Origin of the sequence: Marivita sp. S6314, from assembly GCF_023015985.1 — a bacterium.
Taxonomy (GTDB): domain Bacteria; phylum Pseudomonadota; class Alphaproteobacteria; order Rhodobacterales; family Rhodobacteraceae; genus Marivita.
Genome location: NZ_JALKAO010000006.1, coordinates 25,961 through 50,950, shown reverse-complemented (window position 1 = coordinate 50,950; position 24,990 = coordinate 25,961). Strand labels below are relative to the sequence as shown.

Genomic DNA, 24,990 nt, shown 5'->3' with positions numbered 1-24,990 from the left:
TCGCACGGTTCGGGATGTTTTTCACTCAAAGATGGCGGGGGTCAGGGTGGACCTGACTGCGCAGGTGAAGGCTCAGGCTTTGGCCGAGGGCTTTTCTGCCTGCCGTGTGTGTCGTCCGTGGGACGTGCCGGATGTGCCATCGCGCCTGCGCGCGTTTCTGGATGCGGGATATCATGGGCAAATGGGCTGGCTGGCAGAGCGCACACATTGGCGCGCGGCACCGCAGGTTCTGTGGCCCGATGCGCGGTCGGTGATCGTGCTGGCCGAGAATTATGGTCCGGAGCATGATCCCTTGGGCATTCTGGAGCAGTCAGAGAAAGCTGCGATTTCGGTCTATGCGCAGAACCGCGATTACCATGATGTGGTCAAGAAACGGCTGAAGCGGCTGGCGCGCTGGTTGATCGAGCAGGCGGGTGGCGAGGTGAAGGTGTTTGTCGACACTGCCCCCGTTCCGGAGAAACCATTGGGTCAGGCGGCGGGGCTTGGTTGGCAGGGCAAACACACCAATCTGGTGTCACGCGAGCTTGGGTCTTGGTTCTTTATCGGGTCGGTGTTTACCACGCTGGATCTGGAGCCGGATGCGGCGGAAGTCGACCATTGCGGGTCGTGCCGCGCGTGTTTGGATGTGTGCCCGACAGATGCGTTTCCGGCCCCGTACAAACTGGATGTGCGGCGGTGCATATCGTATCTGACCATCGAACATCACGGCCCGGTGGACGAGGCCTTGCGCCCGCTGATGGGCAACCGGATTTACGGCTGTGATGATTGTCTGGCGGTTTGCCCATGGAACAAGTTTGCGGAACGGGCAGCAGAGGTGAAGTACCACGCGCGGGCGGATCTGCTTGCGCCGGATCTGGCCGACCTCGCGGCACTGGATGACGCCGCATTTCGCGCGCTTTTTTCCGGTTCACCGGTCAAACGGATCGGACGAAACCGGTTTGTGCGCAACGTGCTGTACGCGATTGGCAATTCCGGGTCGGACCGGTTGCGCGATGTGGCGCAGGGGCTGACCGGTGATCCGGACGAAACTGTCGCCGACGCGGCGCGCTGGGCGGTGATGCGACAGTCGGATGTCGCAAACACGCAGGCGCGGTCTGACGACTGAGATAGGTCGGATCGGGGAGGTACAGCTATGGCAATCGTGTTGGGCGTGGATACAGGCGGGACCTATACGGACGCCGTTCTTTTGCAAGACGAAGAGACGGTTATCGCCAAGGCAAAGGCGCTGACCACGCGGCATGATCTGGCTGAAGGTGTGGCTGCGGCGGTGCAGGGTGTCTTGGGGGAATCCGGCGTTAACGCGAAAGACATTGCCTTGGCGTCCCTGTCCACCACGCTGGCCACAAATGCCTTGGTCGAAGGCCAAGGCGCGCGGGTGGCCTTGATCTATATCGGCTTTGCCGAACGCGATCTGGCCGCGCAAGGGTTGCAGGAGGCGCTGGGCGACGATCCGGTGTTTCTGACTGCGGGCGGTCATTCTCATGGTGGGGGCGAGGCCGCACCTTTGGATGTGGCGGCCGTGGCAGTCTGGGCGGCCGCGCAGGATGTGTCGGCCTTTGCGATTGCGGCGCAGTTCGGAACCCGGAACCCGGCGCACGAGGTGGCGGCGCGTGATGCGGTGCGGGCTGTGACGGGCAAGCCCGTGACCTGTTCGCATGAATTGTCGGCCAAGCTGGGAGGCCCGAAACGCGCGCTGACGGCGGTGCTGAACGCGCGGTTGATCGGGTTGACCCATCGGTTGATTGGGCGGGCGGAAGGTGCGTTGCGGGACCTTGGAATTGACGCGCCGCTGATGGTGGTGCGGGGGGACGGGGCGCTGATGTCCTCCGGGCAAGCGCAGGAGCGCCCCATCGAAACCATCCTGAGCGGACCAGCGGCGTCCATTGTCGGGGCACGCTGGCTGACCGGCGCGGATCATGCGCTGGTGTCAGACATTGGCGGGACAACAACCGACATCGCGGTGCTGGAGGGCGGACGACCAGTGATCGACCCGGACGGCGCGCGCGTCGGCCCACATCGCACGATGGTCGAGGCGGTGGCGATGCGCACCCACGGGCTGGGTGGGGACAGCGAGGTGCATGTTGCCGCCGAGGGCTTGGAGGCGGGGATCACGCTTGGTCCCAAGCGCGTGCTGCCGATTGCCCTGATTGCGAAAGACGCGCCGGAGATCGTACACGCGGCATTGGATGCGCAGTTGAGCAAACCGGTGCCGGGAGAGTTTGATGCACGGTTTGTGCGACGCGTTGCGGGGCAGGATGAGGCGGGCCTGCCGGACAGGGCGCGTGCGGTTTTGTCCCGGATCGGGGAGGCACCCCTGCCCTTGGCCGAGGCGATCACAGCGCGGGTGGAGGGGCAGGCGCTGCGTCTGTTGGTGACACGCGGGCTGGTGCAGATCGCTGGTCCAACCCCCACGGATGCGCTGCATGTACTTGGCCGGTTTGTGCATTGGGACAGAACCGCATCAGAGAAGGCGTTGCGATTGTTGGCGCGCAAACGGGGCGGGTCGGGCGACCGCTTTGCAGAGAGCGCCGACGTTCTTGCAGAGCGCATTGTCGATGCCCTGACACACGCGACCGGGACAGCGCTGTTGGAGGCGGCGTTTGCTGCGGATGGGTTGGAGGAACCGGCCGGCCTTGCGCGGCATGGGTTGCTGCATCGCGGGTTGCGACGCGCGCCGGGATGGGTGCGCATGACCGCCGGTTTGAGCGTGCCTGTTGTGGGGCTTGGGGCCTCTGCCGGTGTGACCTACCCGGCGGTTGGGGCGTGGTTGAACACCGAGGTGTTGCTGCATGACCATGGTGATGTGGCCAACGCCATTGGGGCCGTGACCGGACGGATCAGGGTGGTGCGCGATGGGGTTGTGACTTCGCCAGGGGAAGGCCGGTATCGTGCGCATCTGGAGACCGGACCGCAGGATTATCCAGACCCGGACGCGGCGCTTGCAGCAGTGGAAACGGCGCTCCGCCAACAGGCACAGCAGGCCGCCGAGGCTGCCGGGGCCGCATCGGTTCATCTGAATGCCACGCGCGAGATTCGCCGGGCCGAGATCGAGGCGCGCGAGATGTTTGTCGAGGCGCGTATCAGCGTTGAAGCGACGGGCCGTCCGCGTATTGCGGCTCACGAGGACGAGACGGCGCTGTAACAGCCCTTGGAGTCGCGCCGCGGCGTGCCATCTATAGGATCAAGACATCGAACGGAGGTGCCCTTTATGGCCAAGTATGAAAAGAACCCGGACGTCATCGCGACCCTGTCGCCGGAACAGTTCTACGTCACGCAGGAAAGCGGGACAGAACGGCCGGGTACGGGGGAATACCTGGAGAACAAGGAACCGGGGATCTATGTCGATATCGTAAGCGGAGAGCCGCTTTTCGCGTCGTCGGACAAGTACGAATCCGGCTGTGGCTGGCCCAGCTTTACCAAGCCGATCGAACCGGCGCATGTCAACGAATTGCGCGACCTGTCACACGGCATGATCCGCACCGAGGTACGGTCGACCCATGGTGACAGCCATCTGGGACATGTGTTCCCGGATGGCCCGCAGGACCGGGGTGGATTGCGTTATTGCATCAATTCCGCCAGCCTGCGGTTCATCCATCGCGATGATATGGAGGCCGAGGGCTATGGTGACTATCTGGACCAAGTGGAGGACGTGGCATGACTGAACGCGCTGTTCTGGCGGGGGGATGTTTCTGGGGGATGCAGGATCTGATCCGCAAGCTGCCTGGCGTGCAGTCCACCCGTGTTGGCTACACGGGCGGCGATGTGCCGAACGCGACCTATCGCAACCACGGCACCCATGCGGAAGGGATCGAAATCACTTTCGATCCCGACGTGATCTCCTATCGCACGCTTCTGGAGTTTTTCTTCCAGATCCACGACCCCACCACGCTGAACCGGCAGGGCAATGACCGGGGCATGAGTTACCGGTCAGCGATTTACTATGTCGATGACGCGCAGAAGGCGGTGGCCGAGGACACGATTGCCGATGTGAATGCGTCAGGCATCTGGCCGGGCAAGGTGGTGACCGAAGTGGAACCGGTGGGTGATTTCTGGGAAGCGGAGCCGGAGCATCAGGATTATCTTGAGCGGTTCCCGAACGGCTACACCTGCCATTTCCCGCGACCCGATTGGGTGCTGCCAAAGCGCGACGCAGCGGAATAACGGGTTCGGACCGGCTGCGCCGGTCCGACCGTGCGAGGGGCGCTGCCCCTCGCGCTCCCCGAGGTATTTTCGGCAAGAGGAACGAGGGAAGGCTGCGCTTTCAGAGGTCTTTCATGAAGCGCAGCGCATCGTAGATGGCGGCGTGGGTGTTACGCGACGATACGGCGTCCCCGATGCGGAAAAGCTGGAAGCCGTCTGATGGTCTTGGTTGGGGCTTTCCCGCGATGAGCGCGTCGTAATCAACCGCCCCCTTGTTGCCGCTGAGCGGTTTCAGCGCGAAGTAGAGATCGTCCATCGGCATGATGCCGTAATTCACCACGATCTGGTCGTACTCTTTGTCGAAGCTGTAATCGCTGTAATCCGTTCCGATGGTGGCGGTCAGCGTGTTGCCCGAACGGGTGACGCCCTTGAGTCGACGCGTCACCGTGAAGGTGGCGTTCTTGTCCTGCAGGCTGCGCATATAAGGCGTCAGGTTCATGCCCATCACATCCGGCGCAAAGGTGCGGTCCGGTGTCATGATCTCGACCTCGGATCCCGCGTGGGCGGCCACTTCAGCGGCCTGCATGGCGGCGTGATCCCCCGTTTCGTCATAGATCAGCACGCGTTCGGCGGGTTTGACATCGCCGGAAATGAGATCCCATGTCGAGATGACGTTCTGCGCCTCTTCACCGCTTTCGAAGAGTTCGAGATTGGGCAATCCACCCGTGGCTATGATGACCACATCCGGGTTGAGGGCGGTGACATCCTCGGCCTCGGCCCAGGTGTTGAAGTGAAACGTCACGTCGCGGGCGGCGCATTGCGCCATGCGCCAGTCGATGATGCCGATCATCTCGCGCCGTCTTTGGTTCTGCGCGGTCAGACGAACCTGACCGCCGGGGTCGGGTTGGGTTTCGAAGACTGTCACATCATGTCCGCGCTCGGCGGCCACGCGCGCGGCTTCCAGCCCGCCAGGGCCGGCCCCGACAATGACAACCTTGCGCCGTTCCGAGGCGGGTGTGATGACATGCGGAATCTCCAGTTCCCGACCTGTGGCGGCATTGTGGATGCAAAGCGCGCCACCCGCGCCGTAGATGCGATCCAGACAGTACGTCGCGCCGACACAGGGGCGGATGTCGTGTTCGCGCCCGTCCCGGATTTTCTGGATGATATGCGGATCGGCCATATGGGCGCGGGTCATGCCGACCATGTCGAGCAGACCCGCCTCGATGGCGTGGCGCGCGGTGGCCACATCGGGGATGCGGGCGGCGTGGAAGGTGGGCATGCCGGTGGCCTGACGTACCGACCCTGCGAAATCCAGGTGCGGCGCGCTTTTCATGCCTTGCAGCGGGATGACATCAGTCAGGGACGGATCGGTGTGAACGCGCCCCCGGATGACATTGAGGAAATCGCACTGGCCGGTATCGGCCACGATCTGCGCCATTTGCAGGCCAAGATCGGGGGTGATGCCCCCGGCCTCGGTTTCGTCGGCGGTGAAGCGGATGCCGACGATGAAATCGTCGCCGACGCGTTCGCGCACCGTTGCCAACACCTCCAGCGGCAGTTTCATGCGTGTCTCAAGGCTTGCGTTGCCATAGGGGCCGTCGAGGTCATTTGTAAGCGGCGACCAGAACTGGTCGAGCAGGTGGCCGTAGACCTCAAGTTCGATCCCGTCCATGCCGCCTTCCTTCATGCGTTCGGCGGCATCGGCGAAATCAGTGATCACGCGGGCGATGTCCCAGTCTTCGGCCAGTTTGGGAAACGCCTTATGTGCCGGTTCGCGGTGTTTCGAAGAGGAGATCGAGGGCAACCAGTCGCCGGTGTTCCAGGTGGTGCGACGGCCCAGATGCGTAAGCTGGATCATCGCCGCGCAATCATGTTCGTGTAGTGCGTCGGTCAGGCGTTTGATCCATGGCACCACGTTATCGTCATAGGCCAGGACGTTGTTGAAAGCGGGTGGGCTGTCCCTGGAGACCGAGGCCGACCCGGCGGTCATGGCCATCGCGATCCCCCCCTTCGCGCGTTCGGCATGATAGGCGATATAGCGGTCCTTGGGCATCCCGTCTTCGGGGTAGGCTGGCTCATGTGCGGTTGTCATGATCCGGTTCTTCAGTGTCAGGTGCTTGAGCTGGTAGGGCTGAAGGAGTGGATCGTTTGACATCGTGGGTCCCCTAGCTGGTTTGGGCCAGTATTTGGGGAAACGGTTTGGGGTGTCACGCCAAAAGCGACGGCAGAGGTCGGCTTTGATACGTTGTTTCTGGACGGCCTTACGCCTTGGACCCACCGATGCGGGGTTCGGTCCCGGCCTTCAGACGCCGAATGTTGTCCTTGTGCCGCCAGATGATCAGCACAACCAGAAGAACGGTCAGCACAAAGATCTGCCCCTGACCCAGCACGATACACCACAAAAGCGCCCACGCGGCAGCGACAAGCGCTGACAGGCTTGAGATGCGGCTGATCGCGGCGGCAGCAAGCCAGGTGGCGCAGGACAGCAGGCCCACGGGCCAGGCCAGCGCCAGCATCAGGCCAAGGAAGGTGGCAACGCCTTTGCCGCCCTTGAAACCAATCCAGATCGGGAAGCAATGGCCGAGAAACGCCATCAGCGCGGCAAGCTGTGCGGCGTCCTCTCCGGCAAGGGCGCGGGCCGCGAGCACCGCAACCGCGCCTTTTGCGCCGTCAAGGATCAGGGTCGCAGCGGCGGTGGATTTGCTACCCGTGCGCAGGACATTTGTCGCCCCGATATTGCCCGATCCAATTTCCCGCAAGTTGCCAAGCCCCAGCGCCTTTGTCAGCACAAGGCCAAAGGGGATCGACCCGAGTAGGTAGCCGATCACGGCCCAGAGGGCGAGGACGGCGAGGCTCGATTCGAAAAAGGGCATCAGGCGCTCCGGTAGACCGAGGTTCCGCTCACAAAGGTTTCAAGAACCTTACCTTGCAGGCGAGCGCCGTCAAAGGGTGTGTTTTTGGACTTTGATCTGAGTTTGAAACGGTCAAGGATGATGGGTTTGTCCGGATCAAAGAGAACCAGATCGGCAGGGGCACCCTTGGTCAGGCGTCCGCACTTCAGCCCAAGCCGCTTGGCGGGGTTGAGCGACAGCGCGCGAAAGAGCGTAGGCAGGTCAAGATCGCCGGAATGATACAGGCGCATGAGCACCGGCAGCATGGTTTCCAGACCCACCGCGCCGCTGGCGGCTTCTTCAAACGGCAGGCGTTTGCTTTCCTCGTCCTGCGGAGTGTGGAACGATCCGATCACGTCAATCAGGCCCGTCTTGACGGCGTCGACAACGGCGTGCCGGTCGTCTTCGGCGCGCAGCGGGGGTTTGACCTTGAAGAACGTGCGGTAGTCGGCCACGTCGAATTCGTTCAGTGTCAGGTGGTGCATCGACACTCCGGCGGTCACATCAAACCCGTTGTGTTTGGCGCGTTCCAGTGGCGGCAGGGCCCGGCTTGTTGTGATCTGGTCGGCGTGATAGCGCGCGCCGGTCATCTCGATCAGGGCAATGTCGCGGTCCAGCCCCATGCGTTCGGCCATTGGCGACACCGAAGGCAGGCCGCGCAAGGATGCGAATTTGCCGGATGTCGTCGCCGCGCCCTGAGATAGGGTTGGTTCCTGTGGATGGCCGACAATCAGTGCACCCAACGCGCGGGCATAGGTCATGGCGCGGCTCAGGACCTTGGTGTCCCGGACGACGCTGTCGCAATCGGTGAAGGCCACCGCACCGGCGTCCATCAGAAAGCCGATTTCCGTCATTTCGCGCCCGGCACGCCCCTTGGTCAGGGCAGCCATGGGCAGAACATGAACCGGGGCCGCTTCGTTGGCGCGGCGGCGCACAAATTCAAGCGTTTCCGGCGTGTCGATGGCGGGGCTGGTGTCGGGGCGCGTGACGATGGTGGTGACGCCACCGGCAGCTGCGGCCTGACCGGCCGAGCCATAGCTTTCCTTGTGCCGTTCCCCCGGTTCACAGATTTTCACACCGATATCAACGATGCCCGGCGCAATGCACTTGCGGTTCGCATCAAGGCGCGCGTCCTTGGGGATGCTGTCAGTGCTGATTTGTGGGTCTGGCGTGTCAAACACATCGGCAATCACACCGTTGCGCATCAAAAGCGCGCCATGCCTGACCGTGCCCGCCTCGGGATCGACCAGCCGGGCATTGGTGATAAGCGTGGTCATGTCGACGGCTCCGTTGCCTTGATGGCGTCTTCGATCTGCGCGATCACGGCCTGTGGATCTGCCTGATATTTGATCAGGTGTTTGTCGCCGGATTTGGTGATGATCTGAACCGACCCGGCAATCGTGCGGATTTTCTCGATGGCGGACAGGTCGACATGGCGTTCACCGGGACCGTCCAAACCCGTGGTGGTCAGGGTCCATCCCTCATCCATGGCTTCATCTGCAACGTACCAGCCGCGCAGCAGAACTGCGGCAATCCCGCCGACCGCACCGGTCCAGACATGTGGATTGCCCACCAGCCACAGGATGAGCATCCCTCCGGCCATGGCAATTGCCATCATCACGGCGTGAGATCGGATGTAGGCGGATTTATCGGGGCGAAACTCCGTCACGGTCAGTTGACCAACAGTTTGGCAAGAATGATCCCCGAAACGATCACACCCAGGATGCCCACGATCAACCATAGACCAGAGTTCGACTTTTGCGCAGGCGGCGCTTTTGCCCCCGAGCCGGTGCCAATGGCGGAGGTGCTTCGAACCGGGGCACCGCGCGGTGCGGACTTGGGTTCGTTGAACGTGCCGACCCAGCGGACAGGGGTCGCAATCGTCAATTCCTGTTCGGTCTGGTTGAACGCTTGCGAGGGCAGGATCAGCGCGTGGCCTTTCAGGGCGTCCAGTTGAGCGCGCATGGCGTCGAAATCGTCACCGGTCACATCATGCGCTTCGGACAGATATTGCGACAGCGACATCGTTCCCAGTTCGCGGATGTCCACCACCTCGACAAAGGCGTTGCGCAAGGATTTGGCCCCCAAGGCGTATTGCAGTGGCCATTCGCCTGTTCCGGCTTGTGTCGTGAAGCGTTCAATCGCCTCGCGGGGCAGGTCGATGTGAAACACACGGATCACGCCGCGTTCGCTGCTTTTGATGTGCATCTTGGTGCTCATACCATCACGCTTTCGGGCTGTGCCGCGCGGTGCGCGCGGAGATTTCGGGCCAGCAGATCCATCGCAGCCATTCGGACCGCGACGCCCATCTCGACCTGTTCCTGAATGACCGACCGGTTGATGTCGTCGGCCAGCGTGCCGTCGATTTCAACGCCGCGGTTCATCGGACCGGGGTGCATGACGATGGCGTCCTCCTTGGCATGGCTGAGCTTTTCCGCGTCGAGCCCGTAGCGGTGGTAATATTCGCGTTCCGACGGGATGAACCCGCCATCCATGCGTTCCTTCTGAAGCCGCAGCATCATCACCACATCAACGTCCTTGAGACCTTCGCGCATGTCTTCGAACACCTCGACGCCAAATTCGCCAATACCTGATGGCATCAGGGTGGGCGGCCCCACGAGGCGCACGCGGTTTTCCATCTTGCCCAGCAGCAGGATGTTCGACCGCGCCACGCGGCTGTGGGCGATATCGCCACAGATGGCGATGGACAGGCGATGCAGGCGTTTCTTTTCGCGTCGGATCGTCAGGGCATCCAGCAGCGCCTGCGTCGGGTGTTCGTGCTTGCCGTCCCCGGCATTGAGCACCGCGCAGTTCACTTTTTGCGACAACAGGTCCACTGCCCCGGCATGGGGATGACGTACAACCAGCAGATCGGGGTGCATCGCATTAAGCGTCAGCGCTGTATCAACAAGCGTTTCGCCCTTTTTGATCGAACTGGCCTGCATGGCCATGTTCATCACATCCGCACCAAGCCGCTTGCCCGCCAGTTCGAAACTGGCCTGCGTCCGGGTGGAGTTTTCGAAGAACATGTTAATCTGTGTCATGTCCGCAAGCACATCCGTGCTGCGCGTCCGCGTGCGATTGCGGTCGGCATATTGGTCCGACACGTCCAGCAGCGTTGTGATTTCGTCCGGGCGGAGGGGTTCGATCCCAAGAAGGTGTCGTTGAGTGAAGATCATGCGTGAACCCTAAAACCCGAACAGCCCGCTTATAGGTGTCCTCCGGTAGCGCTTCAAGCCAACTCCCGCGGTCAAAAATTCTGTGGATAATTGTCTATATATTGCGATCTTCGAAAAATTTTACTCTCCATATGGTTGACTACCCAAGTTGTTCCTTCGATGATGGCGTCGAAGACTAACTGCTGCTGCTTCGGGGAAAATAATGACTATTAATAATACCTTAACTGGCCTCCTGCTTGGGGCCGGCCTCTTTCTTTCTGCGTGTGCTGAACAGGCTCAGCGTGTGCCGGCCACATATATCCCAAGCATCGTTTATCGCGGCGCGAGCTGTCAGGAACTCTACAACGAGCGCGTGACGCTTGCCGGATATGTGCGGCATGTCACAGCAGAGCAGCGCAAAGCGGCGCAGTCCGACACAGTATTCATCACAACGAGTGCCTTGATCTTCTGGCCCGCGATTTTCGCATTGCCGATCAGCGTCGACCAATCCGCGCAGCTGGCAAGTGCGCGCGGTCACTATGACGCGATTTCCAAAGCAATGATTGAGCAGGGGTGTGTGATTGGTGCGGGACCGGCGCGTCATGCTCCGGCGGCAACTGCCAAGATGGCCCCATCGCATGTTCAGCATTATCCATCGGCGCAGCCGATTTTGCCAAACTGGAAGCGCTATCCAGGGCAATTCCCACCGATGTGACTTGATCTGCAAACGCGGTGACTGATCGCCGCTTTTGCAGCCTTCCATGCCGCGTTAGTCTACCACATGGATTCGCAGATGGATTGGCACGCGGCGCGGGCCGCGCTTGAATGGCAGGTTGAAATGGGTGTGACCGAGGCGATCTCGGACGCGCCCATCAATCGTTTTGAACAGGTGGCGACACCTGCCAAAGTGCCTGTTGCAGCAGCGCGGCCTGTTTCGGATGCGCTGGTTGCCCAGCAAGACGCGATTGATCCGGTGGCGGTTGCCGAGGCGGCGGCGCGCGGGGCGGGTGATCTTGCCGCGTTGCAGGATGCGATGGCGGCGTACCCGCATTGCGAATTGCAGAAAGGCGCGCGCAATCTTGTATTTTGCGATGGTATTGCGGGCGCGCGGGTCATGATCATCGGGGAAGCGCCGGGGCGGGAGGAAGACCGCGTCGGAAAACCGTTTGTCGGGCGTGCCGGGAAGTTGCTGGACAGAATGCTGGCGGCGATTGATCTGGGGCGTGACCGTGACGCCGATGCGGCTGTTTATATCACAAATGTCCTGCCCTGGCGCCCGCCGCAGAACCGCGATCCGAAACCGGATGAGATGGCGATGACGTTGCCCTTCCTGAAACGGCATATCGCGCTGGCGCAGCCCGACCTGCTGGTTGTGATGGGCAATATCTCGTGCCAGGCGCTTCTGGGCAAACGCGGCATCACGCGGTTGCGGGGGCAGTGGACCGAAGCGGTTGGCCGTCCGGTGTTGCCGATGTTCCATCCGGCCTATCTTTTGCGTAACCCTGCAGCCAAGCGCGAGGCTTGGGCCGACCTGTTGGACTTGCAGGCGCGACTGCACAAAAAGAAAGCCTGAGCATGAGCCGAATCGACGACAGCAAAGACTTCCTGCCCATCCGCATTGCGGTTCTCACGGTTAGTGACACCCGAACACTGGAGGAAGACCGGTCTGGCGACACACTGGTCGGACGGATCGAAGGGGCCGGGCACATCGTTGCAGATCGCAAGATCGTGCAGGATGAACGGGCCGAGATTGCCGATCTGCTGCGCGCTTGGTGCGACCAACCAGAGATTGACGTCGTGATTTCGACGGGTGGCACCGGTTTGACGGGCCGCGACGTGACCGTCGAGGCGCACCGGGATGTCTACGAAAAAGAGATCGACGCGTTCGGGACCGTGTTCACGATGGTGTCGTTCAACAAGATCGGCACCAGCGCCATTCAAAGCCGGGCAACCGGTGGGGTGCGCAATGGGACATACCTGTTTGCTCTTCCGGGAAGTCCGGGCGCGTGCAAGGACGCTTGGGACGAAATTCTGAGTCTGCAACTCGATTACCGGCACCGGCCCTGTAACTTTGTCGAGATTCTTCCGCGTTTGGATGAACACTTGCGACGGAAATGACCTACGTCGTCGTGTAACAAATAGACGTGTTATTGGAAAACATGCGGTTCTGACTACGTTGAGTGACAGAATTGCGATGAAGGATTGTCGCCATGCGCTTTTTGCGCCGTAGCCTGACTGGCCTTTTTCTTTTGTCCCTGACGTTGGGTCTTCTGGCCTATGCCGGGGTGCAGGTGCGCGATGCCGTGCAGGATCGGATGGCGCAGGAACCCCGGTCGTTCCAGCCGCGCGAACGGATTTTTGCCGTCAACGTGGTGCCGGTTCAGTTTGAAACCATCACTCCGGAATTGACGGCTTTTGGCCAGATTGAAAGCCGTCGCACGCTTGAGATTCGCGCGGCAGTTGGCGGACGCGTGGTCGAAATCGCGCCCGAGTTTGTCGAAGGTGGCTCTGTCACTGAGGGTGAGGTTTTGTTGCGCATTGATCCGACCGATGCGCAATCCGTTCTGGAGCGGGTCCAAAGCGATATTCTGGACGCCGAAGCGGAACAGCGCGAAGCGGACCGTGCGCTCGTGCTGGCGCAGGATGAATTGGCTGCGGCAGAGGAACAGGCGGCATTGCGGGAACGCGCTTTCCAGAGGCAGCGCGATTTGCGCGACCGGGGTGTCGGGACGGCAGCGGCTGTTGAAGTGGCAGAATTGGCGGCTGCGCAGGCGCGTCAGTCGGTTTTGTCGCGGCGTCAGGCGGTGGCGCAGGCCGAAGCGCGGATTGATCAGTCCACAACCCGATTGTCGCGCGCCATTCTGGCCGAGGCCGAAGCACAGCGGCGGCTTGATGACACGGTGATCACGGCTGGATTCACCGGAACGCTCTCGGACGTGTCGGTTGTCGAAGGTCGTCTGGTATCCTCCAACGAACAGCTTGCGCGATTGATTGATGCCGACGCGCTTGAAGTGGCGTTCCGGGTTTCGACGCAGCAATTCGCACGCTTGCTCGATGACGCGGGCAAGCTGCAGAACGCGGATGTGACCGTCGTGCTGGACGTGTTCGGAACCAACCTGACCGCAAAAGGCACGCTGAGCCGGTCCGGTGCTGCCGTGGGATCCGGCCAAACCGGGCGCTTGCTGTTTGCGACATTGGACACCGCGCCGGGGTTTCGGCCGGGCGATTTTGTAACGGTCAAGATCCAGGAACCGCCCATCGAACGTGTGGCGCGGGTTCCGGCCTCTGCCCTGAACGCGGCGAACGAGGTTTTGGTTCTGGCCGAGGATGATCGGCTTGAGATTGTTCAGGTGACCCTTGTGCGCCGTCAGGGCGACGACGTGCTGATCCGGGCACGTGGCCTGAACGGGCGCGATGTGGTTGCAGAACGGACACCATTGCTTGGTGGCGGCATCAAGGTGCGCCCGCTGCGCGAAACCGGAGGTCAGACTGTGGTCGAGCAGCCCGAGATGGTTGAACTGACCGACGAGCGCCGCGCGCGACTGACCGCCTTTGTCGAAGGCAACACACGGATGCCCGCCGAAGCCAAGCAACGCATTCTGGATCAGTTGGCGCAGGGCAAAGTGCCTGCGCGGGTTGTTGAACGGATCGAATCCCGGATGGGAGGCTAGGCCATGGCGCGCACGCTTTCGGGCCGGGCAGGCGGCGTTCTGGGGTATTTCGTGCGCCACAAGACGGTGGCGAACCTGTTGCTGGTGCTGCTGATCGCGGCCGGGGCGATGGCGATCCCGAACATGCGGGCGCAGTTCTTTCCCGATGTCGTGGTTGATAATGTCAGCGTGTCGGTGCGCTGGGATGGGGCCGGGGCCGAAGACGTGGACCGCGGTGTGGTTCAGGTGCTGGAACCGGCGCTGTTGTCGGTGGAAGGCGTCGAAAGCTCCGAGGCAAGTTCGCGCGAAGGCAGTGCAAGCGTGCAACTGGAGTTTGAACCCGGCTGGGACATGTCCCGTGCGGCGGACGATGTGCAGACCGCCGTGGATGCCGTCACTACGTTGCCCGCCGATGCCGAAGATCCCGTCGTCCGCCGTGGTCAGTGGCGCGACCGCGTCACCGACCTGATTATCACCGGACCGGTCAGCGTTGATCAGCTGGGACGCTTCGCGGATGAACTGACCGCGCGCCTGTTTGCGGAAGGCGTGACGCGGACCACCATTCGCGGGCTGGCGGCACCCCGAACGATTGTCGAAGTGCCCTCGGCCAATCTGATCGCGTTTGATATCTCGATGCAGGAGGTGGCGGACGCCATCGCACAGGAGGTTGATGCAAATCCCGCAGGAGATGTCGGCAATGCCAACACGCGGGTGCGCACCGGTGTCGAAAAGCGCAGCGCGGACCAGATTTCGGACATTGTGCTGCGGTCCAATGATGACGGGTCAAAACTGACGGTCGGCGACGTTGGCGTTGTCATCGTTGAAGGCATCGACCGCGAACGCAGTTATTTCGTGGGTGACAACGCGGCCATTTCGATCCGCGTTGACCGCAGCGATCAGGGAGACGCGATTGCGATCCAGCGCAAGGTTGAAGAGGTTGCATCCGAGTTTGAGGCATCGCTGCCTGACGGTGTCTCGGTTGACCTGATCCGCACGCGGGCCGAGGCGATCTCGGGGCGTTTGGATATCCTGTTGGACAACGGCCTGACCGGGCTTGGGTTGGTGCTTGCGCTGTTGTTCCTTTTCCTCAACGTGCGCACCGCCTTTTGGGTGGCTGCCGGGATCCCGGCAGCGATGATGGCGGCGATTGCGTTGATGTATGCGGCGGGGATCACCATCAACATGATCTCGTTGTTCGCGTTGATCATCACGCTGGGCATCGTCGTGGATGATGCAATCGTTGTCGGTGAACATGCCGATCATCTGGCGCGCAACGGAATGGCTCCGGTGGATGCGGCGGAACGGGCGGCGCAACGCATGGCCTTGCCGGTGTTTTCGGCGACATTGACCACGATTATCGCGTTTTTTGGTCTGGTGGCGATTGGCGGGCGGTTTGGCGATCTGATCGCGGACATTCCGTTTACGGTGATCGCGGTTCTGACCGCGTCCCTGATCGAATGCTTCCTGATCCTGCCGAACCATATGGCGCACGCCCTGACGCATAGCGCAAAGGAACACTGGTACGATGTGCCGTCCCGGGTTGTGAACCGGGGGTTCCGCTGGGTGCGGGAGCGGCTGTTCCGACCATTGATGGCGGTGGTGATTCAAGCCCGGTACGCGGTTCTGGCGGGGGCGGTTGTTCTGCTGGCCGCGCAGGCCGCGATGTTCATTCGCGGCGACGTGCAGTGGCGGTTCTTTAACGCGCCCGAGCGCAATTCGATCACCGGGAACTTTGCCATGGCCCCGGGGGCCACGCGGGAAGACACGCTTGAGATGATGCGGATCTTTCAGAAATCGGTCGAAGACATCGGCAAAGCGTTCGAAGACCGTGAAGGTGTGAACCCAATAGACTATGTCATCGCCGAGATTGGCGGCAACGCCGGGCGCGGGATTGCGGGGACCGATACCAAGGATACGGATCTTCTGGGCGGCGTATCGATAGAACTGATCGACGCAGATTCGCGCCCGTTTTCCAGCCGCGCCTTCGTGAGCGAACTTCAGGACGCCGTGCCGCGCCATCCCTTGGTTGAAACCATCAGCTTCAGAAGCTGGGGGTCCGGACCGGGAGGCGATTCACTGGATGTGCAGTTCTATGGTGCCAGCGCCGAGACGCTCAAAGGCGCGTCCGAAGACCTCAAGACCGCGTTGGCGCGGTATCCCGAAGTGTCTGCGGTTGAAGACAATCTGGCCTATGACAAAGAGGAACTGATCCTTGAGTTGACGCCACAAGGACAGGCGCTGGGCTTTACCATCGACGGGCTTGGCCGTGTCCTACGCGCGCGGCTTGGCGGGATCGAGGCGGCAACCTATCCCGATGGTCCACGCAGTGCTGAGATCCGGGTGGAACTGCCGACCGGCGAATTGACGGCGGATTTCCTTGAACGCACCCAGATGCGCACGCCTGCCGGGGCCTATGTGCAGTTGGCCGATATCGTCAGTGTCGAGCGGCGGACAGGGTTTTCGACCGTGCGGCGCGAAAACGGCATTCGGTTGATTTCGGTTACCGGTGATTTGTCAGAGGACGACCCGGCGCGGGCGAACGAGATCATGCAGGCGCTTGAGGCAGAGATCCTGCCCAACATCGCCAGCGAGCGGCAGGTGGAATACACCTTGTCCGGGCTAAGCGAACAGGAGGGCGCGTTCCTCAATGATGCGCGCACCGGGCTGATCCTTGCCTTGCTGGCGATCTACATCGTGTTGTCGTGGGTCTTTGCAAGCTGGACGCGGCCCCTGGTAGTGATGTCGGTTATCCCCTTTGGTCTTGTCGGGACGATCTACGGGCATGCGCGATGGGATGTTCCGCTCAGTATGTTTACGGTTGTGGGGCTGTTGGGGATGACGGGGATCATCATCAACGATTCGATTGTTCTGGTGACCACGATTGACGAGAAAGCGCAGGATCGCGGGCTGATTCCGTCGATCATAGACGGGGCTGCGGACAGGTTACGGCCCGTGTTCCTGACCACGGCGACCACGGTGCTGGGGCTTGTACCTCTGCTCTATGAGCAATCCAATCAGGCGCAGTTCCTGAAACCGACGGTGATCACTCTGGTCTACGGTCTGGGATTTGGGATGTTTCTTGTTCTTCTGATCGTGCCGTCGCTCATGGCGATCCAGAATGATTTTGGCCGTCTGACTCAGACCGCCCGTCGTGCCTTGCGGTTCCGGAAAACCGGCGTGCGTGTGGCGATGGGGGCGGCCTCTGCCGTCATCTTGGCATGGCTGAGTGTAACCATGGGGGCCTTCGCGGCGACCGGTGATCTGCCGGTCGCGGTCAAGACAGCGCTGTCCTTTGCGCCGCTCGGGGCAGAGGTCAGCCTGTCGACAGTGCTGGGACTTTTTGTCGTGGGGGCCGCAGCGATCTGTCTGGCGATGTATATTCTGGCCGCGTTGGCGGTGGGTGTCATGCGGGTGCGCAAACCGGCGTGACACCGGATCAGGGTGTGCAGCCCCGGATATCGACCGCATGCGACCTGCCGATCACGGTAAAGCGCAGATCGGCGCGGTTCAGCGCAAAGCTGCGTCCTTCGACATGGATCAGACGCGTGGTGGCATAAAGCGATCCACCGTCACGGCGACTGTCAGGTTCTGCCACCCAGACATGGGGGTTTCCGGCCTCGACCACAACGTATTCGGTTCCGCCTGCGCTGGGCAGGTCGATCTTGGTATGCAGCAGCAACCCGCCATCGGTGTTGGGCTCCAGATGGCAGGTGACCGATGTGACACCGGCCTCTTTGGCAGTGAACGGCATGTCGGTGAGCGCGGCGGCGATCATCGGGTCCGGCCTGGTTGATGCCGGCGGCAGGGTGGCTTCAAAGCTCAGATGTGCGGGGATGCAAATGTCCTTGCAGATGCCGATCTGCATTTCACCGGACAGCGACATGTCCTCGCCAGACCGGAGCGCGGTCATGTGTAACGGGATCACCACCTCGCGCTTGTACCCGACCGAGCGCATGCCCTGTTCAAAGAAGACCTCGGGCGTGGGCCAGCTAGTCGAGACGCTGCGGATGTTGCGCGACCCGGACCAATCGAATTGCGGCGGAATGCCAACATCCCCCGGCGCACGCCAGTATGTCTTCCAGCCCGGTTCCAGAACAAGGTGCAGCGCGGCCATGTGACTGCCATCCTGCAAGCGCCACCCGGGGCGCAGTTCGACCTTGGACAGACCTTTGGTGTCTCCGGCAGAGGACACCGTTGGGCTGGTCAGGGCCAGTGCGGCAATCAAGGCGGTACACAGGGTGCGAAAAAGCTTCATACCCAGCAGATGGCGGCTTTCCGCCGCGATGAAAAGTCACAAACCAGCGATATCGCGCGAGGATGTCGGGATTGTGGTCTTGCAACGCCACGCCCGCGCGGCCATCTTTGAACTGTGCAAGAGACCCAGACCATGACTGACCTGACCGGGCAATTGCTGATTGCGATGCCTGGAATGCCCGACCCCCGGTTCGAGCACAGCTTGATTTACCTATGTGCGCATTCTGACGAAGGCGCGATGGGGCTGATCGTCAACAAACCGTCGGCGGATGTGACCTTTGACAACCTGATCGAGCAATTGTCGATCGACAATCCCGAAGAGGTGTCGGATCTGCGGGTGCATTTCGGTGGTCCGGTGGAGTTGGGACGTGGCTTTGTACTGCATTCCCCGGATTTCCGTTCGGACATGACCACGCTGAATGTCGATGACAGTTTCGCGATGACCGGCACGCTGGACGTTCTGGAAAACATTGCCAAGGGCACAGGACCGGTCAAACGGTTGGTTGTGCTGGGCTATGCCGGGTGGGGGCCGGGGCAATTGGAAGACGAAATAGCCTCGAACGGGTGGTTGACCTGTGATGCGTCGTCCGAGCTGGTATTTGACACCGACGATGCCCAGAAATGGGAAGCCGCGCTTGGCAGTCTTGGAATCACGCCACTGGCCTTGTCCGCCTCGGGTGGGCGCGCCTGATCTCCGGCCTCAGCGCTTGGTCTGAAATTCCCATGCTCCGCCAGCGTTCAGGGTGCGTGTCGCGCGGCCTTCGTGCCAAAGATGCAGGCAATGCGCCATCGCTTCGACCAGTGCGAGCCCGTATTCCCCATCGCCGATCTGCCGCTTGAAGAGCGGTGCAAAGCAGTCGCCTGCCGATTTTGGCTCTGCGATATGTGCTTCAAGCCGACGCAACGCGCCGTGATGGTTTTCGATCAGCTGATGCAGGCGCAGCGGCAACCCGGTAAAGGGCATTTTGTGCCCCCCCAGAACCAGGTGATCCTCGCGCGCCATCGTGGCAAACCGTTCACAGGCTTCCAGCCAATCCGCAACCGGGTCGGCTTCGGGCTCTGTGGCATAGACACCGATATTGGAACTGATCGACGGCAGGATCTGATCGCCCGCCAACACCAGGTTGTCATCCCGGGACCACAGCGTCGCATGTTCCGGGGCGTGGCCATTGCCGATATGCACGTCCCATGTGCGCCCCGCCGATTGGAACGTGTCACCCTGCCTGACGCGTTGATAGCCCAGCGGCATTGGCGCGACGCAATCGGCAAAGTTGAACGGGCGTTCCGAGGCGCGTTTTTCAAGGATCTCCGGTGTCATGCCGCAGCGTTGCCAGAAGGTCAGCGTTTCGGGATTTGGCGTGGCCTGTTCATCAAGCTGCAACATCCGCCCCATCAACCACGCCGTCCGGGTTGTGGTCAGCGTTGCGCCATGTTCGGACTGGAACCAACCGGCCATGCCGATATGATCTGGATGGTGATGCGTGACAAAGACACGCGCCACCGGCTTGCCCTTGAGCGGACCGTCAAGAAGACGGGTCCACAGCGCGGTGCTGCGTTTGGAGTCAAAGCCCGTATCCACCAGTGTCCAGCTGTCGCCCTCGTCCAGTGCGTAGACATTGACGTGGTCCAGCTTCATCGGCAGCGGCAGGCGAATCCAAAGGATACCGTCGGCGACCTCGATGGCGTCACCTTCCTCGGGTGGTATGTCCCAAGGGTAGCGGATTCCGCCTGAACTTCGGTCTTTCATGCGACAAGATCATCCACTGTGATGGCATACAAATCATCCGCGCCCTGACGCGCATGGGCCAAAAGGCCCACATGTTCGGGCAGCAGTCGGTGAATATAGAAGGCGGCCAGCCGTGCGTGGGCCCCCTCCGGATCGGCAAGCGCAGCCTTCAGATGGAAATGCGCGCCCAGCACGCGGGCAAAGCCACGCAAGTAAGGCACAGACCCGGCAAAGCGGTCCTGCGTCCCGTTTGCGACCATCCATTCGGTGGTTTCGCGCAGCGTTTCGCAGGCTTGCCACACGGGATCCACCAGTTCGGGAAGAATGGCGCGTGCCGCCTCGGCGTCGGCTTCCATTTCGTCCAGCAACCGGTACGCCGCTTCGCCACCATCCATCAGCTTGCGGCCCACAAGATCCATCGCCTGAATCCCGTTTGTGCCTTCGTAGATGGCGGTCACGCGTACATCGCGCGAAAACTGCGCGGCACCGGTTTCTTCAACAAATCCCATACCGCCATGCACTTGCAGGCCTATCCCGGCAACGTCAATACCCGTGTCGGTGCCAAAGGCCTTCGTGATCGGCGTCAGAAGTGCGGCGCGGGCGGCCCAGTCGGGATGGTCGGTGGCGGTTTCCATGTCGATAGCCACGGCACAGGCGAGGGCAATTGCGCGCGCGGCAAAGGTGTCGGCCTTCATCGTGGCCAGCATGCGGCGGACATCGGCGTGGTCGGTGATGGTGTTGTTTTCGGTGCGCCCCTGTTTGCGGCCCTCAGCATAGGCCAGCGCGTGTTGATAGGCGCCTTCGGCCACACCGATGCCCTGCACACCGACGCCAAGACGCGCATTGTTCATCATAGTGAACATTGCGCGCATGCCGTCATGTTCCTTGCCGATCAACCACCCGGTCGCGCCATCATATTGCATGACCGCAGTCGGGCTGCCGTGCAGGCCCATCTTGTGTTCAAGGCTAACCACCTTGAGGCTGTTGGCCACACCCGGCGCGCCGTTTTCATCGGGAATGCGCTTGGGGACAAGAAACAGGCTGATGCCCTTGGTGCCCGGCACGGCACCCGGCAGTCGCGCCAGAACAAGGTGACAGACGTTCTCGGTGAAATCGTTGTCGCCCCACGAAATGTAAATCTTCTGCCCGGTGATCGCATATGTGCCGTCGTCATTCGGCACCGCCTTCGTGCTGAGCGCGCCCACATCGCTGCCCGCCTGCGGTTCGGTCAGGTTCATCGTACCGACCCATTCGCCCGAAATCAGCTTCGGCAGATAGAGCGCCTTGATGTCATCGCTTGCGTGGTGTTCCAGCGCCTCGATCTGTCCTTGGGTCATCAGTGGCGCAAGCTGCAGCGACAGGCAGGTGGAACTCATCATTTCGTTGACAGCCGACGCAACGGTCATGGGCAAGCCCATACCGCCATGGTCCGGGTCGGCCGCGATAGCGATCCAGCCGCCCTCAGCGATGGCCTGAAACCCCGAGGCATAGCCTGGCGACGTGCGCACGATGCCGTTCTCCAGCCGCGCAGGGTGCAGATCGCCCGGGCGCTGAAGTGGGGCCAGGATGTCTTCACAGAGCTTGCCAGCCTCTGTCAGCACGGCGTCCACGGTTTCGGAAGTCGCTTCTGCAAAGCGGTCTGTCTGGGCAACTTGATCAAAGCCAATGACGTGGTCGAATAAAAAACGAAATTCGGAAATAGGTGCGCGATAAGGCATGTGCGGCTCACTCAGGGTACGTGGGTCTGCGTGCGGCGGCTTGGCAATTGGATGCCGGAACGATAAGCAGCCGACGGATTAGGTGTGACCCTGACGAAAGGCGTCGACGCCATCAACAGAAACGCGGCGTCACGACGAATGAACTCGTCCTCTTTGCAAATCCTGCCCGACACTGACGCGGGATACACCCGTGCCGCAGACCTGTGGCGCGCCGGCGGGCTTGTCGCGTTTCCAACCGAAACCGTCTACGGGCTGGGCGCAGATGCCTGTAATGACCATGCCGTCGCGCGGATCTACGAGGCGAAAGGTCGCCCCAGTTTCAACCCGTTGATCGTTCATTTCGCCGATCTGAATGCAGTCAAGCAGCACGTCACCTGGACCGCCGAGGCGGACGGTCTGGCGCAGGCGTTCTGGCCGGGTCCGCTGACGCTTGTGTTGCCGAAAAAACCTGACAGCCCGATTTCAAAGCTTGTGACAGCGGGCCTGGAGACGCTGGCCGTGCGCCTGCCTGCGCATGGCCCCGCGCGGGCGTTACTCAAAACGTTCGGAGGACCGGTCGCCGCGCCATCAGCCAACCGGTCGGGCCAGATCAGCCCGACGCAACCGTCGCATGTGGTTGACGGGCTGACCGGCCGCATCGACGCGGTCCTCGATGGCGGGCGCTGTGACGTGGGTGTAGAATCGACCATCGTTGGGCTTGCGGACAGGCCGGTCTTGCTGCGCCCCGGTGGTGTGACCGAGGAACAGTTGACCGCGTGCCTTGGTCATCCGATCGCAGTGCGCAAGAACGCGGAGGCCATTTCGGCACCGGGGCAATTGATGTCGCACTACGCGCCAAACGCGGCGGTCCGCCTGAACGCGACCGACTGGCAGGACGGCGAATTGTGCCTTGGGTTCGGCGCGGTTGAGTGCGATCTAAACCTGTCTGCGGACGGTGATCTGGTCGAAGCTGCATCCCATCTGTTCGAGTACCTTCATCAGCTTGATGCCAAAGGCGGTGCGGTCATCGCGGTATCGCCAATTCCACACCATGGGCTAGGTGTTGCGATTAATGATCGCCTCAGCCGGGCGGCCGCCCCTCGCGAAGGATAACCCATGACAGATAAACCCGATCAAGCGGCACCGGTCGGCTTGATCGCGTTGCTGTCCGCCTGCAATTTTGTCATCGGAATGGGCGCCTTTGTCGTCATTGGCATGGTTCCTTTGCTGGCCTCCGGGCTTGAGACCACGACCGCAGCGGCAGGCGGTGCGATGACCGCCTACGCGCTGTCCTATGCCGTGTTGTCGCCCTTGCTGGTATCCCTCACCGGTCAGGTCGGGCGGCGGCGGGTGCTGGCGGCGGGGATGGCGATCTTTGCACTGTCTGCGCTCATGTCGGCGATGGCGACAAACCTGACGACACTTTACGTGGCACGCGCGATGGCCGCAGCGGGTGCGGGTATCGTGACGCCAGTGGGTGCGGCGGTTGTGGCCGCACTGGCACCGCCGACAGCCCAAGGGAAATCCATTGCGGCGTTTTATTTTGGGCTGACCTTGTCACAGGTGATCGGCGTGCCGGCAGGCGGCTGGATCGCGTTCACCTTTGGCTGGCGGGCCGCGTTCTGGATCGTGATGGCTCTGGCGGTCATGGCGACATGTCTGATCTGGGTCCGGGTCCCGGCGGGATTGCGGTTCAAGCCCGTATCGCTCTCTGATCTGGCGCAGACGCTGACCGATGGGTTCATCATGGGCGCCGTCCTGTTCACGGCGAGCTTTCTGGCCGCGATTTATGTTCTGTTCACCTATCTTGCGCCATTGCTGGAACACACGATGGGGTACGGGCGTAACGGCATCACCTTGGTGCTTTTTGTCTATGGCGCGGGGGCGGTTGCCGGAAATCTGCTGGGCGGCGTCTTGACGGATCGACTGGGCTCCGTGCGATCCCTTGTGCTGCTGTGCCTGGCAAATATCTGTCTCATGCCGGTCTTTTCGGGATTGCCGCTGGCCCCTTGGGTGCTGCTGCTTTTGGTGTTTTGCTGGTCGGCGATGGGCTGGTCGTTTGTGGCCCCGCAACAGGTGCGGCTCATGGGCCTTGCGCCCACGGTCACCGGTGTTGTGTTCGCGCTGAACGCGGCGGCGATTTACATCGGCACTGCCGCCGGATCAGCGCTTGGGGGTTTTGTGCAGACAGTCTCGGACATCACGTGGCTGGGCGCGGTGGCCGGGGCGTGTTCGCTTGGCGCGTTGCTCCATATCCTCGCGTCGCACCGCGCCGCCAACCTGCGTGATGGGCGCGCCTAGCCGAATTGCCAAAGCGCGGGCACAAAGCTGTGCCCGTCACCGTCTCGCATGACATGCCCAACGCCGGGGAAGGGGAAGTGGTAGCCCAACACGGCCATCCGGTCTGCCGCCGCCATGTCGAGCAAGCGCTTGCGCGTGGCCACGGTTTGATCGCCGTCCATATCCGTGCCGTTGAACCAGTCGGGATGGGCGAAGTTCAGATACGCGTGGGTCATTGAATCGCCAAGCGCGATCAGCTGCTGACCGTTGCTTTCGACCACAACAGACAAATGACCGGGCGTGTGCCCCGGAGTTCCGATTACCCGCACCCCGGGCACAATTTCGGCCCCGTCTGACACCAGATCCCAGTCGGCCCCGTCAACATTGATCGAGTTCTGCGCACCAACCACAAATTGCTGCATGTCTTCGGAAACCTGCGAGGCCAAGCCGTCTTGCATCCAATACGCGTGCTCGGCTTCGCCGAGGAAATAGGCCGCGTCGGGAATGATCGCTTCGTCGAAATCATCGCGAATGCCCCAGATGTGATCCGGATGCGCGTGGGTGATGACTACATGGGTGATCTCCATCGGGTCAATTCCCGCGGCTTCAAGGTTGCTCCACTGACGCCCGGCGGTGTCCATGAAGCGGTTGCCCGAGCCGACATCGACCAGCAGCTTGGCGTCTCCGATTTCGATATAAAGGTGGTTCGTGTGGGAATAGCTGAACTCGGGGTTCAGGAAATGCGCGGCCAGAAAGGCCTGAACCTCGGCCACGTCTGCATTGATGCCTAGCCCCCCCGTGGGAAGCGACAGATGACCGTCGGACACAACCGTTACCTTGGCGTCGCCCAGTGTAAAGTGGAAATACCCCGGATTGCCGCCCTCTGGCGCGCCGAGATCAGCAAGCGCCGATGTCGCGGGCAGGGCTAAGGTGGGCATCGCGGCAGCCGTCTTGAGAAACGAGCGGCGGGTCGGGCGCAGCAGCATGGGGTCTCCTCCCAAAGATAAATTCATATTTGTGAATACCATATGCAGGGCCCGCATCGCAATTGCGATTTCCCAGGGGAAAGCCACGCTTTGATTCCCCGTCATCCGGGATGTCTGTGTGCTCTCAACAGAATAGAGCGGAATGGTATCCTGCGCCTCTTGCGAGTCGTTTGCAACAAGGGTCCGGACCTCCTACATAGAGCCT

22 protein-coding genes are annotated in these 24,990 nt (G+C 61.6%); 12 read left to right on the top strand and 10 right to left on the bottom strand.

The genetic code is table 11. The features are described 5' to 3' along the window. Positions 1–31: 31 nt before the first annotated feature. From queG to msrA, 4 genes are all read left to right on the top strand, one after another. A complete protein-coding gene (gene queG, locus MWU54_RS15575; RefSeq protein WP_247085542.1) occupies positions 32–1,105 on the top strand; it encodes a tRNA epoxyqueuosine(34) reductase QueG in 1,074 nt (357 codons plus the stop codon). 27 nt (positions 1,106–1,132) lie between these two features. Then, a complete protein-coding gene (locus MWU54_RS15570) occupies positions 1,133–3,142 on the top strand; it encodes a hydantoinase/oxoprolinase family protein (RefSeq protein WP_247085540.1) in 2,010 nt (669 codons plus the stop codon). A gap of 66 nt (positions 3,143–3,208) precedes the next feature. Then, entirely contained in the window at positions 3,209–3,658 is a 450-nt protein-coding gene (gene msrB / locus MWU54_RS15565) for a peptide-methionine (R)-S-oxide reductase MsrB (RefSeq protein WP_247085538.1), read from the top strand. Next, positions 3,655–4,161, top strand: coding sequence for a peptide-methionine (S)-S-oxide reductase MsrA (gene msrA / locus MWU54_RS15560; RefSeq protein WP_247085536.1), 507 nt, complete (start codon positions 3,655–3,657; stop codon positions 4,159–4,161). Before msrB ends, msrA begins: the two co-directional genes overlap by 4 nt. A 100-nt stretch (positions 4,162–4,261) precedes the next feature. Here msrA and MWU54_RS15555 read toward each other — a convergent pair whose 3' ends face one another. The 6 genes from MWU54_RS15555 to MWU54_RS15530 form a co-directional block, all read right to left on the bottom strand. Beyond that, entirely contained in the window at positions 4,262–6,298 is a 2,037-nt protein-coding gene (locus MWU54_RS15555; RefSeq protein ID WP_247085534.1) for an NADH:flavin oxidoreductase, read from the bottom strand. A gap of 106 nt (positions 6,299–6,404) precedes the next feature. Next, entirely contained in the window at positions 6,405–7,016 is a 612-nt protein-coding gene (gene plsY, locus MWU54_RS15550; protein ID WP_247085532.1) for a glycerol-3-phosphate 1-O-acyltransferase PlsY, read from the bottom strand. Then, complete coding sequence (gene pyrC, locus MWU54_RS15545; RefSeq protein WP_247085530.1) at positions 7,016–8,311, bottom strand: dihydroorotase; 1,296 nt, start codon at positions 8,309–8,311, stop codon at positions 7,016–7,018. The genes plsY and pyrC overlap by 1 nt, the downstream gene beginning before the upstream one ends. After that, positions 8,308–8,703: a hypothetical protein gene (locus tag MWU54_RS15540; RefSeq protein WP_348647661.1), complete on the bottom strand. Its 396-nt coding sequence runs from the start codon at positions 8,701–8,703 to the stop codon at positions 8,308–8,310. Before MWU54_RS15540 ends, pyrC begins: the two co-directional genes overlap by 4 nt. Positions 8,704–8,705: 2 nt before the next feature. Beyond that, positions 8,706–9,254, bottom strand: coding sequence for an aspartate carbamoyltransferase catalytic subunit (locus MWU54_RS15535; RefSeq protein WP_247085528.1), 549 nt, complete (start codon positions 9,252–9,254; stop codon positions 8,706–8,708). Next, a complete protein-coding gene (locus tag MWU54_RS15530; protein ID WP_247085526.1) occupies positions 9,251–10,213 on the bottom strand; it encodes an aspartate carbamoyltransferase catalytic subunit in 963 nt (320 codons plus the stop codon). The genes MWU54_RS15535 and MWU54_RS15530 overlap by 4 nt, the downstream gene beginning before the upstream one ends. A 283-nt stretch (positions 10,214–10,496) precedes the next feature. On the opposite strand from MWU54_RS15530, the gene MWU54_RS15525 reads away from it, so the two are divergent. The 5 genes from MWU54_RS15525 (at position 10,497) to MWU54_RS15505 (ending at position 17,271) form a co-directional block, all read left to right on the top strand. Further along, complete coding sequence (locus tag MWU54_RS15525) at positions 10,497–10,907, top strand: hypothetical protein (protein ID WP_247085524.1); 411 nt, start codon at positions 10,497–10,499, stop codon at positions 10,905–10,907. A 66-nt stretch (positions 10,908–10,973) separates the two neighbouring features. Continuing rightward, positions 10,974–11,765, top strand: a complete 792-nt coding sequence (locus MWU54_RS15520) for a uracil-DNA glycosylase (protein WP_247085522.1) — start codon at positions 10,974–10,976, stop codon at positions 11,763–11,765. Positions 11,766–11,767: 2 nt separating this feature from the next. After that, on the top strand, positions 11,768–12,310 hold the full coding sequence (moaB, locus tag MWU54_RS15515) for a molybdenum cofactor biosynthesis protein B (protein WP_247085521.1): 543 nt from the start codon (positions 11,768–11,770) through the stop codon (positions 12,308–12,310). Positions 12,311–12,402: 92 nt separating this feature from the next. Beyond that, the gene (locus MWU54_RS15510) at positions 12,403–13,863 is read left to right on the top strand and encodes an HlyD family efflux transporter periplasmic adaptor subunit (RefSeq protein WP_247085519.1); all 1,461 of its coding nucleotides are present in this window, start codon (positions 12,403–12,405) and stop codon (positions 13,861–13,863) included. 3 nt (positions 13,864–13,866) lie between these two features. Next, complete coding sequence (locus MWU54_RS15505) at positions 13,867–17,271, top strand: efflux RND transporter permease subunit (protein WP_247085517.1); 3,405 nt, start codon at positions 13,867–13,869, stop codon at positions 17,269–17,271. A gap of 7 nt (positions 17,272–17,278) precedes the next feature. Here the strand turns inward: MWU54_RS15505 and MWU54_RS15500 are convergent, their stop codons facing one another. Next, the gene (locus tag MWU54_RS15500) at positions 17,279–18,097 is read right to left on the bottom strand and encodes a protein-disulfide reductase DsbD domain-containing protein (protein WP_247085515.1); all 819 of its coding nucleotides are present in this window, start codon (positions 18,095–18,097) and stop codon (positions 17,279–17,281) included. Positions 18,098–18,229: 132 nt separating this feature from the next. On the opposite strand from MWU54_RS15500, the gene MWU54_RS15495 reads away from it, so the two are divergent. Then, positions 18,230–18,787: a YqgE/AlgH family protein gene (locus MWU54_RS15495; RefSeq protein WP_247085513.1), complete on the top strand. Its 558-nt coding sequence runs from the start codon at positions 18,230–18,232 to the stop codon at positions 18,785–18,787. 9 nt (positions 18,788–18,796) lie between these two features. Here MWU54_RS15495 and MWU54_RS15490 read toward each other — a convergent pair whose 3' ends face one another. Together MWU54_RS15490 and MWU54_RS15485 are read right to left on the bottom strand one after the other, a co-directional pair. After that, positions 18,797–19,843, bottom strand: a complete 1,047-nt coding sequence (locus MWU54_RS15490) for an MBL fold metallo-hydrolase (RefSeq protein WP_247085511.1) — start codon at positions 19,841–19,843, stop codon at positions 18,797–18,799. Beyond that, positions 19,840–21,540 carry an acyl-CoA dehydrogenase gene (locus MWU54_RS15485; RefSeq protein WP_247085509.1) on the bottom strand — a complete coding sequence of 567 codons (1,701 nt, stop codon included), beginning with the start codon at positions 21,538–21,540 and terminating at the stop codon, positions 19,840–19,842. The genes MWU54_RS15490 and MWU54_RS15485 overlap by 4 nt, the downstream gene beginning before the upstream one ends. Before the next feature lie 138 nt (positions 21,541–21,678). Between MWU54_RS15485 and MWU54_RS15480 the strand changes: the two genes are divergently transcribed. Beyond that, on the top strand, positions 21,679–22,632 hold the full coding sequence (locus MWU54_RS15480) for an L-threonylcarbamoyladenylate synthase (protein WP_247085795.1): 954 nt from the start codon (positions 21,679–21,681) through the stop codon (positions 22,630–22,632). 3 nt (positions 22,633–22,635) lie between these two features. Further along, positions 22,636–23,820: an MFS transporter gene (locus tag MWU54_RS15475; RefSeq protein ID WP_247085507.1), complete on the top strand. Its 1,185-nt coding sequence runs from the start codon at positions 22,636–22,638 to the stop codon at positions 23,818–23,820. On the opposite strand, the gene MWU54_RS15470 is transcribed toward MWU54_RS15475, so the two are convergent. Continuing rightward, positions 23,817–24,785 (bottom strand): MBL fold metallo-hydrolase, encoded by a 969-nt coding sequence (locus MWU54_RS15470; protein ID WP_247085505.1) that lies wholly within the window; start codon positions 24,783–24,785, stop codon positions 23,817–23,819. The genes MWU54_RS15475 and MWU54_RS15470 overlap by 4 nt on opposite strands. Positions 24,786–24,990: the final 205 nt, after the last annotated feature.

Coding starts and splice junctions, on each gene's coding strand:
- queG (WP_247085542.1), top strand. CDS start 32: ATGGCGGGGGTCAGGGTGGACCTGACTGCGCAGGTGAAGGCTCAGGCT.
- MWU54_RS15500 (WP_247085515.1), bottom strand. CDS start 18,097: ATGAAGCTTTTTCGCACCCTGTGTACCGCCTTGATTGCCGCACTGGCC.
- MWU54_RS15570 (WP_247085540.1), top strand. CDS start 1,133: ATGGCAATCGTGTTGGGCGTGGATACAGGCGGGACCTATACGGACGCC.
- MWU54_RS15555 (WP_247085534.1), bottom strand. CDS start 6,298: ATGTCAAACGATCCACTCCTTCAGCCCTACCAGCTCAAGCACCTGACA.
- MWU54_RS15490 (WP_247085511.1), bottom strand. CDS start 19,843: ATGAAAGACCGAAGTTCAGGCGGAATCCGCTACCCTTGGGACATACCA.
- pyrC (WP_247085530.1), bottom strand. CDS start 8,311: ATGACCACGCTTATCACCAATGCCCGGCTGGTCGATCCCGAGGCGGGC.
- MWU54_RS15480 (WP_247085795.1), top strand. CDS start 21,679: ATGAACTCGTCCTCTTTGCAAATCCTGCCCGACACTGACGCGGGATAC.
- MWU54_RS15520 (WP_247085522.1), top strand. CDS start 10,974: ATGGATTCGCAGATGGATTGGCACGCGGCGCGGGCCGCGCTTGAATGG.
- plsY (WP_247085532.1), bottom strand. CDS start 7,016: ATGCCCTTTTTCGAATCGAGCCTCGCCGTCCTCGCCCTCTGGGCCGTG.
- MWU54_RS15495 (WP_247085513.1), top strand. CDS start 18,230: ATGACTGACCTGACCGGGCAATTGCTGATTGCGATGCCTGGAATGCCC.
- MWU54_RS15505 (WP_247085517.1), top strand. CDS start 13,867: ATGGCGCGCACGCTTTCGGGCCGGGCAGGCGGCGTTCTGGGGTATTTC.
- MWU54_RS15510 (WP_247085519.1), top strand. CDS start 12,403: ATGCGCTTTTTGCGCCGTAGCCTGACTGGCCTTTTTCTTTTGTCCCTG.
- MWU54_RS15475 (WP_247085507.1), top strand. CDS start 22,636: ATGACAGATAAACCCGATCAAGCGGCACCGGTCGGCTTGATCGCGTTG.
- MWU54_RS15535 (WP_247085528.1), bottom strand. CDS start 9,254: ATGAGCACCAAGATGCACATCAAAAGCAGCGAACGCGGCGTGATCCGT.
- MWU54_RS15485 (WP_247085509.1), bottom strand. CDS start 21,540: ATGCCTTATCGCGCACCTATTTCCGAATTTCGTTTTTTATTCGACCAC.
- moaB (WP_247085521.1), top strand. CDS start 11,768: ATGAGCCGAATCGACGACAGCAAAGACTTCCTGCCCATCCGCATTGCG.
- msrA (WP_247085536.1), top strand. CDS start 3,655: ATGACTGAACGCGCTGTTCTGGCGGGGGGATGTTTCTGGGGGATGCAG.
- MWU54_RS15530 (WP_247085526.1), bottom strand. CDS start 10,213: ATGATCTTCACTCAACGACACCTTCTTGGGATCGAACCCCTCCGCCCG.
- MWU54_RS15470 (WP_247085505.1), bottom strand. CDS start 24,785: ATGCTGCTGCGCCCGACCCGCCGCTCGTTTCTCAAGACGGCTGCCGCG.
- msrB (WP_247085538.1), top strand. CDS start 3,209: ATGGCCAAGTATGAAAAGAACCCGGACGTCATCGCGACCCTGTCGCCG.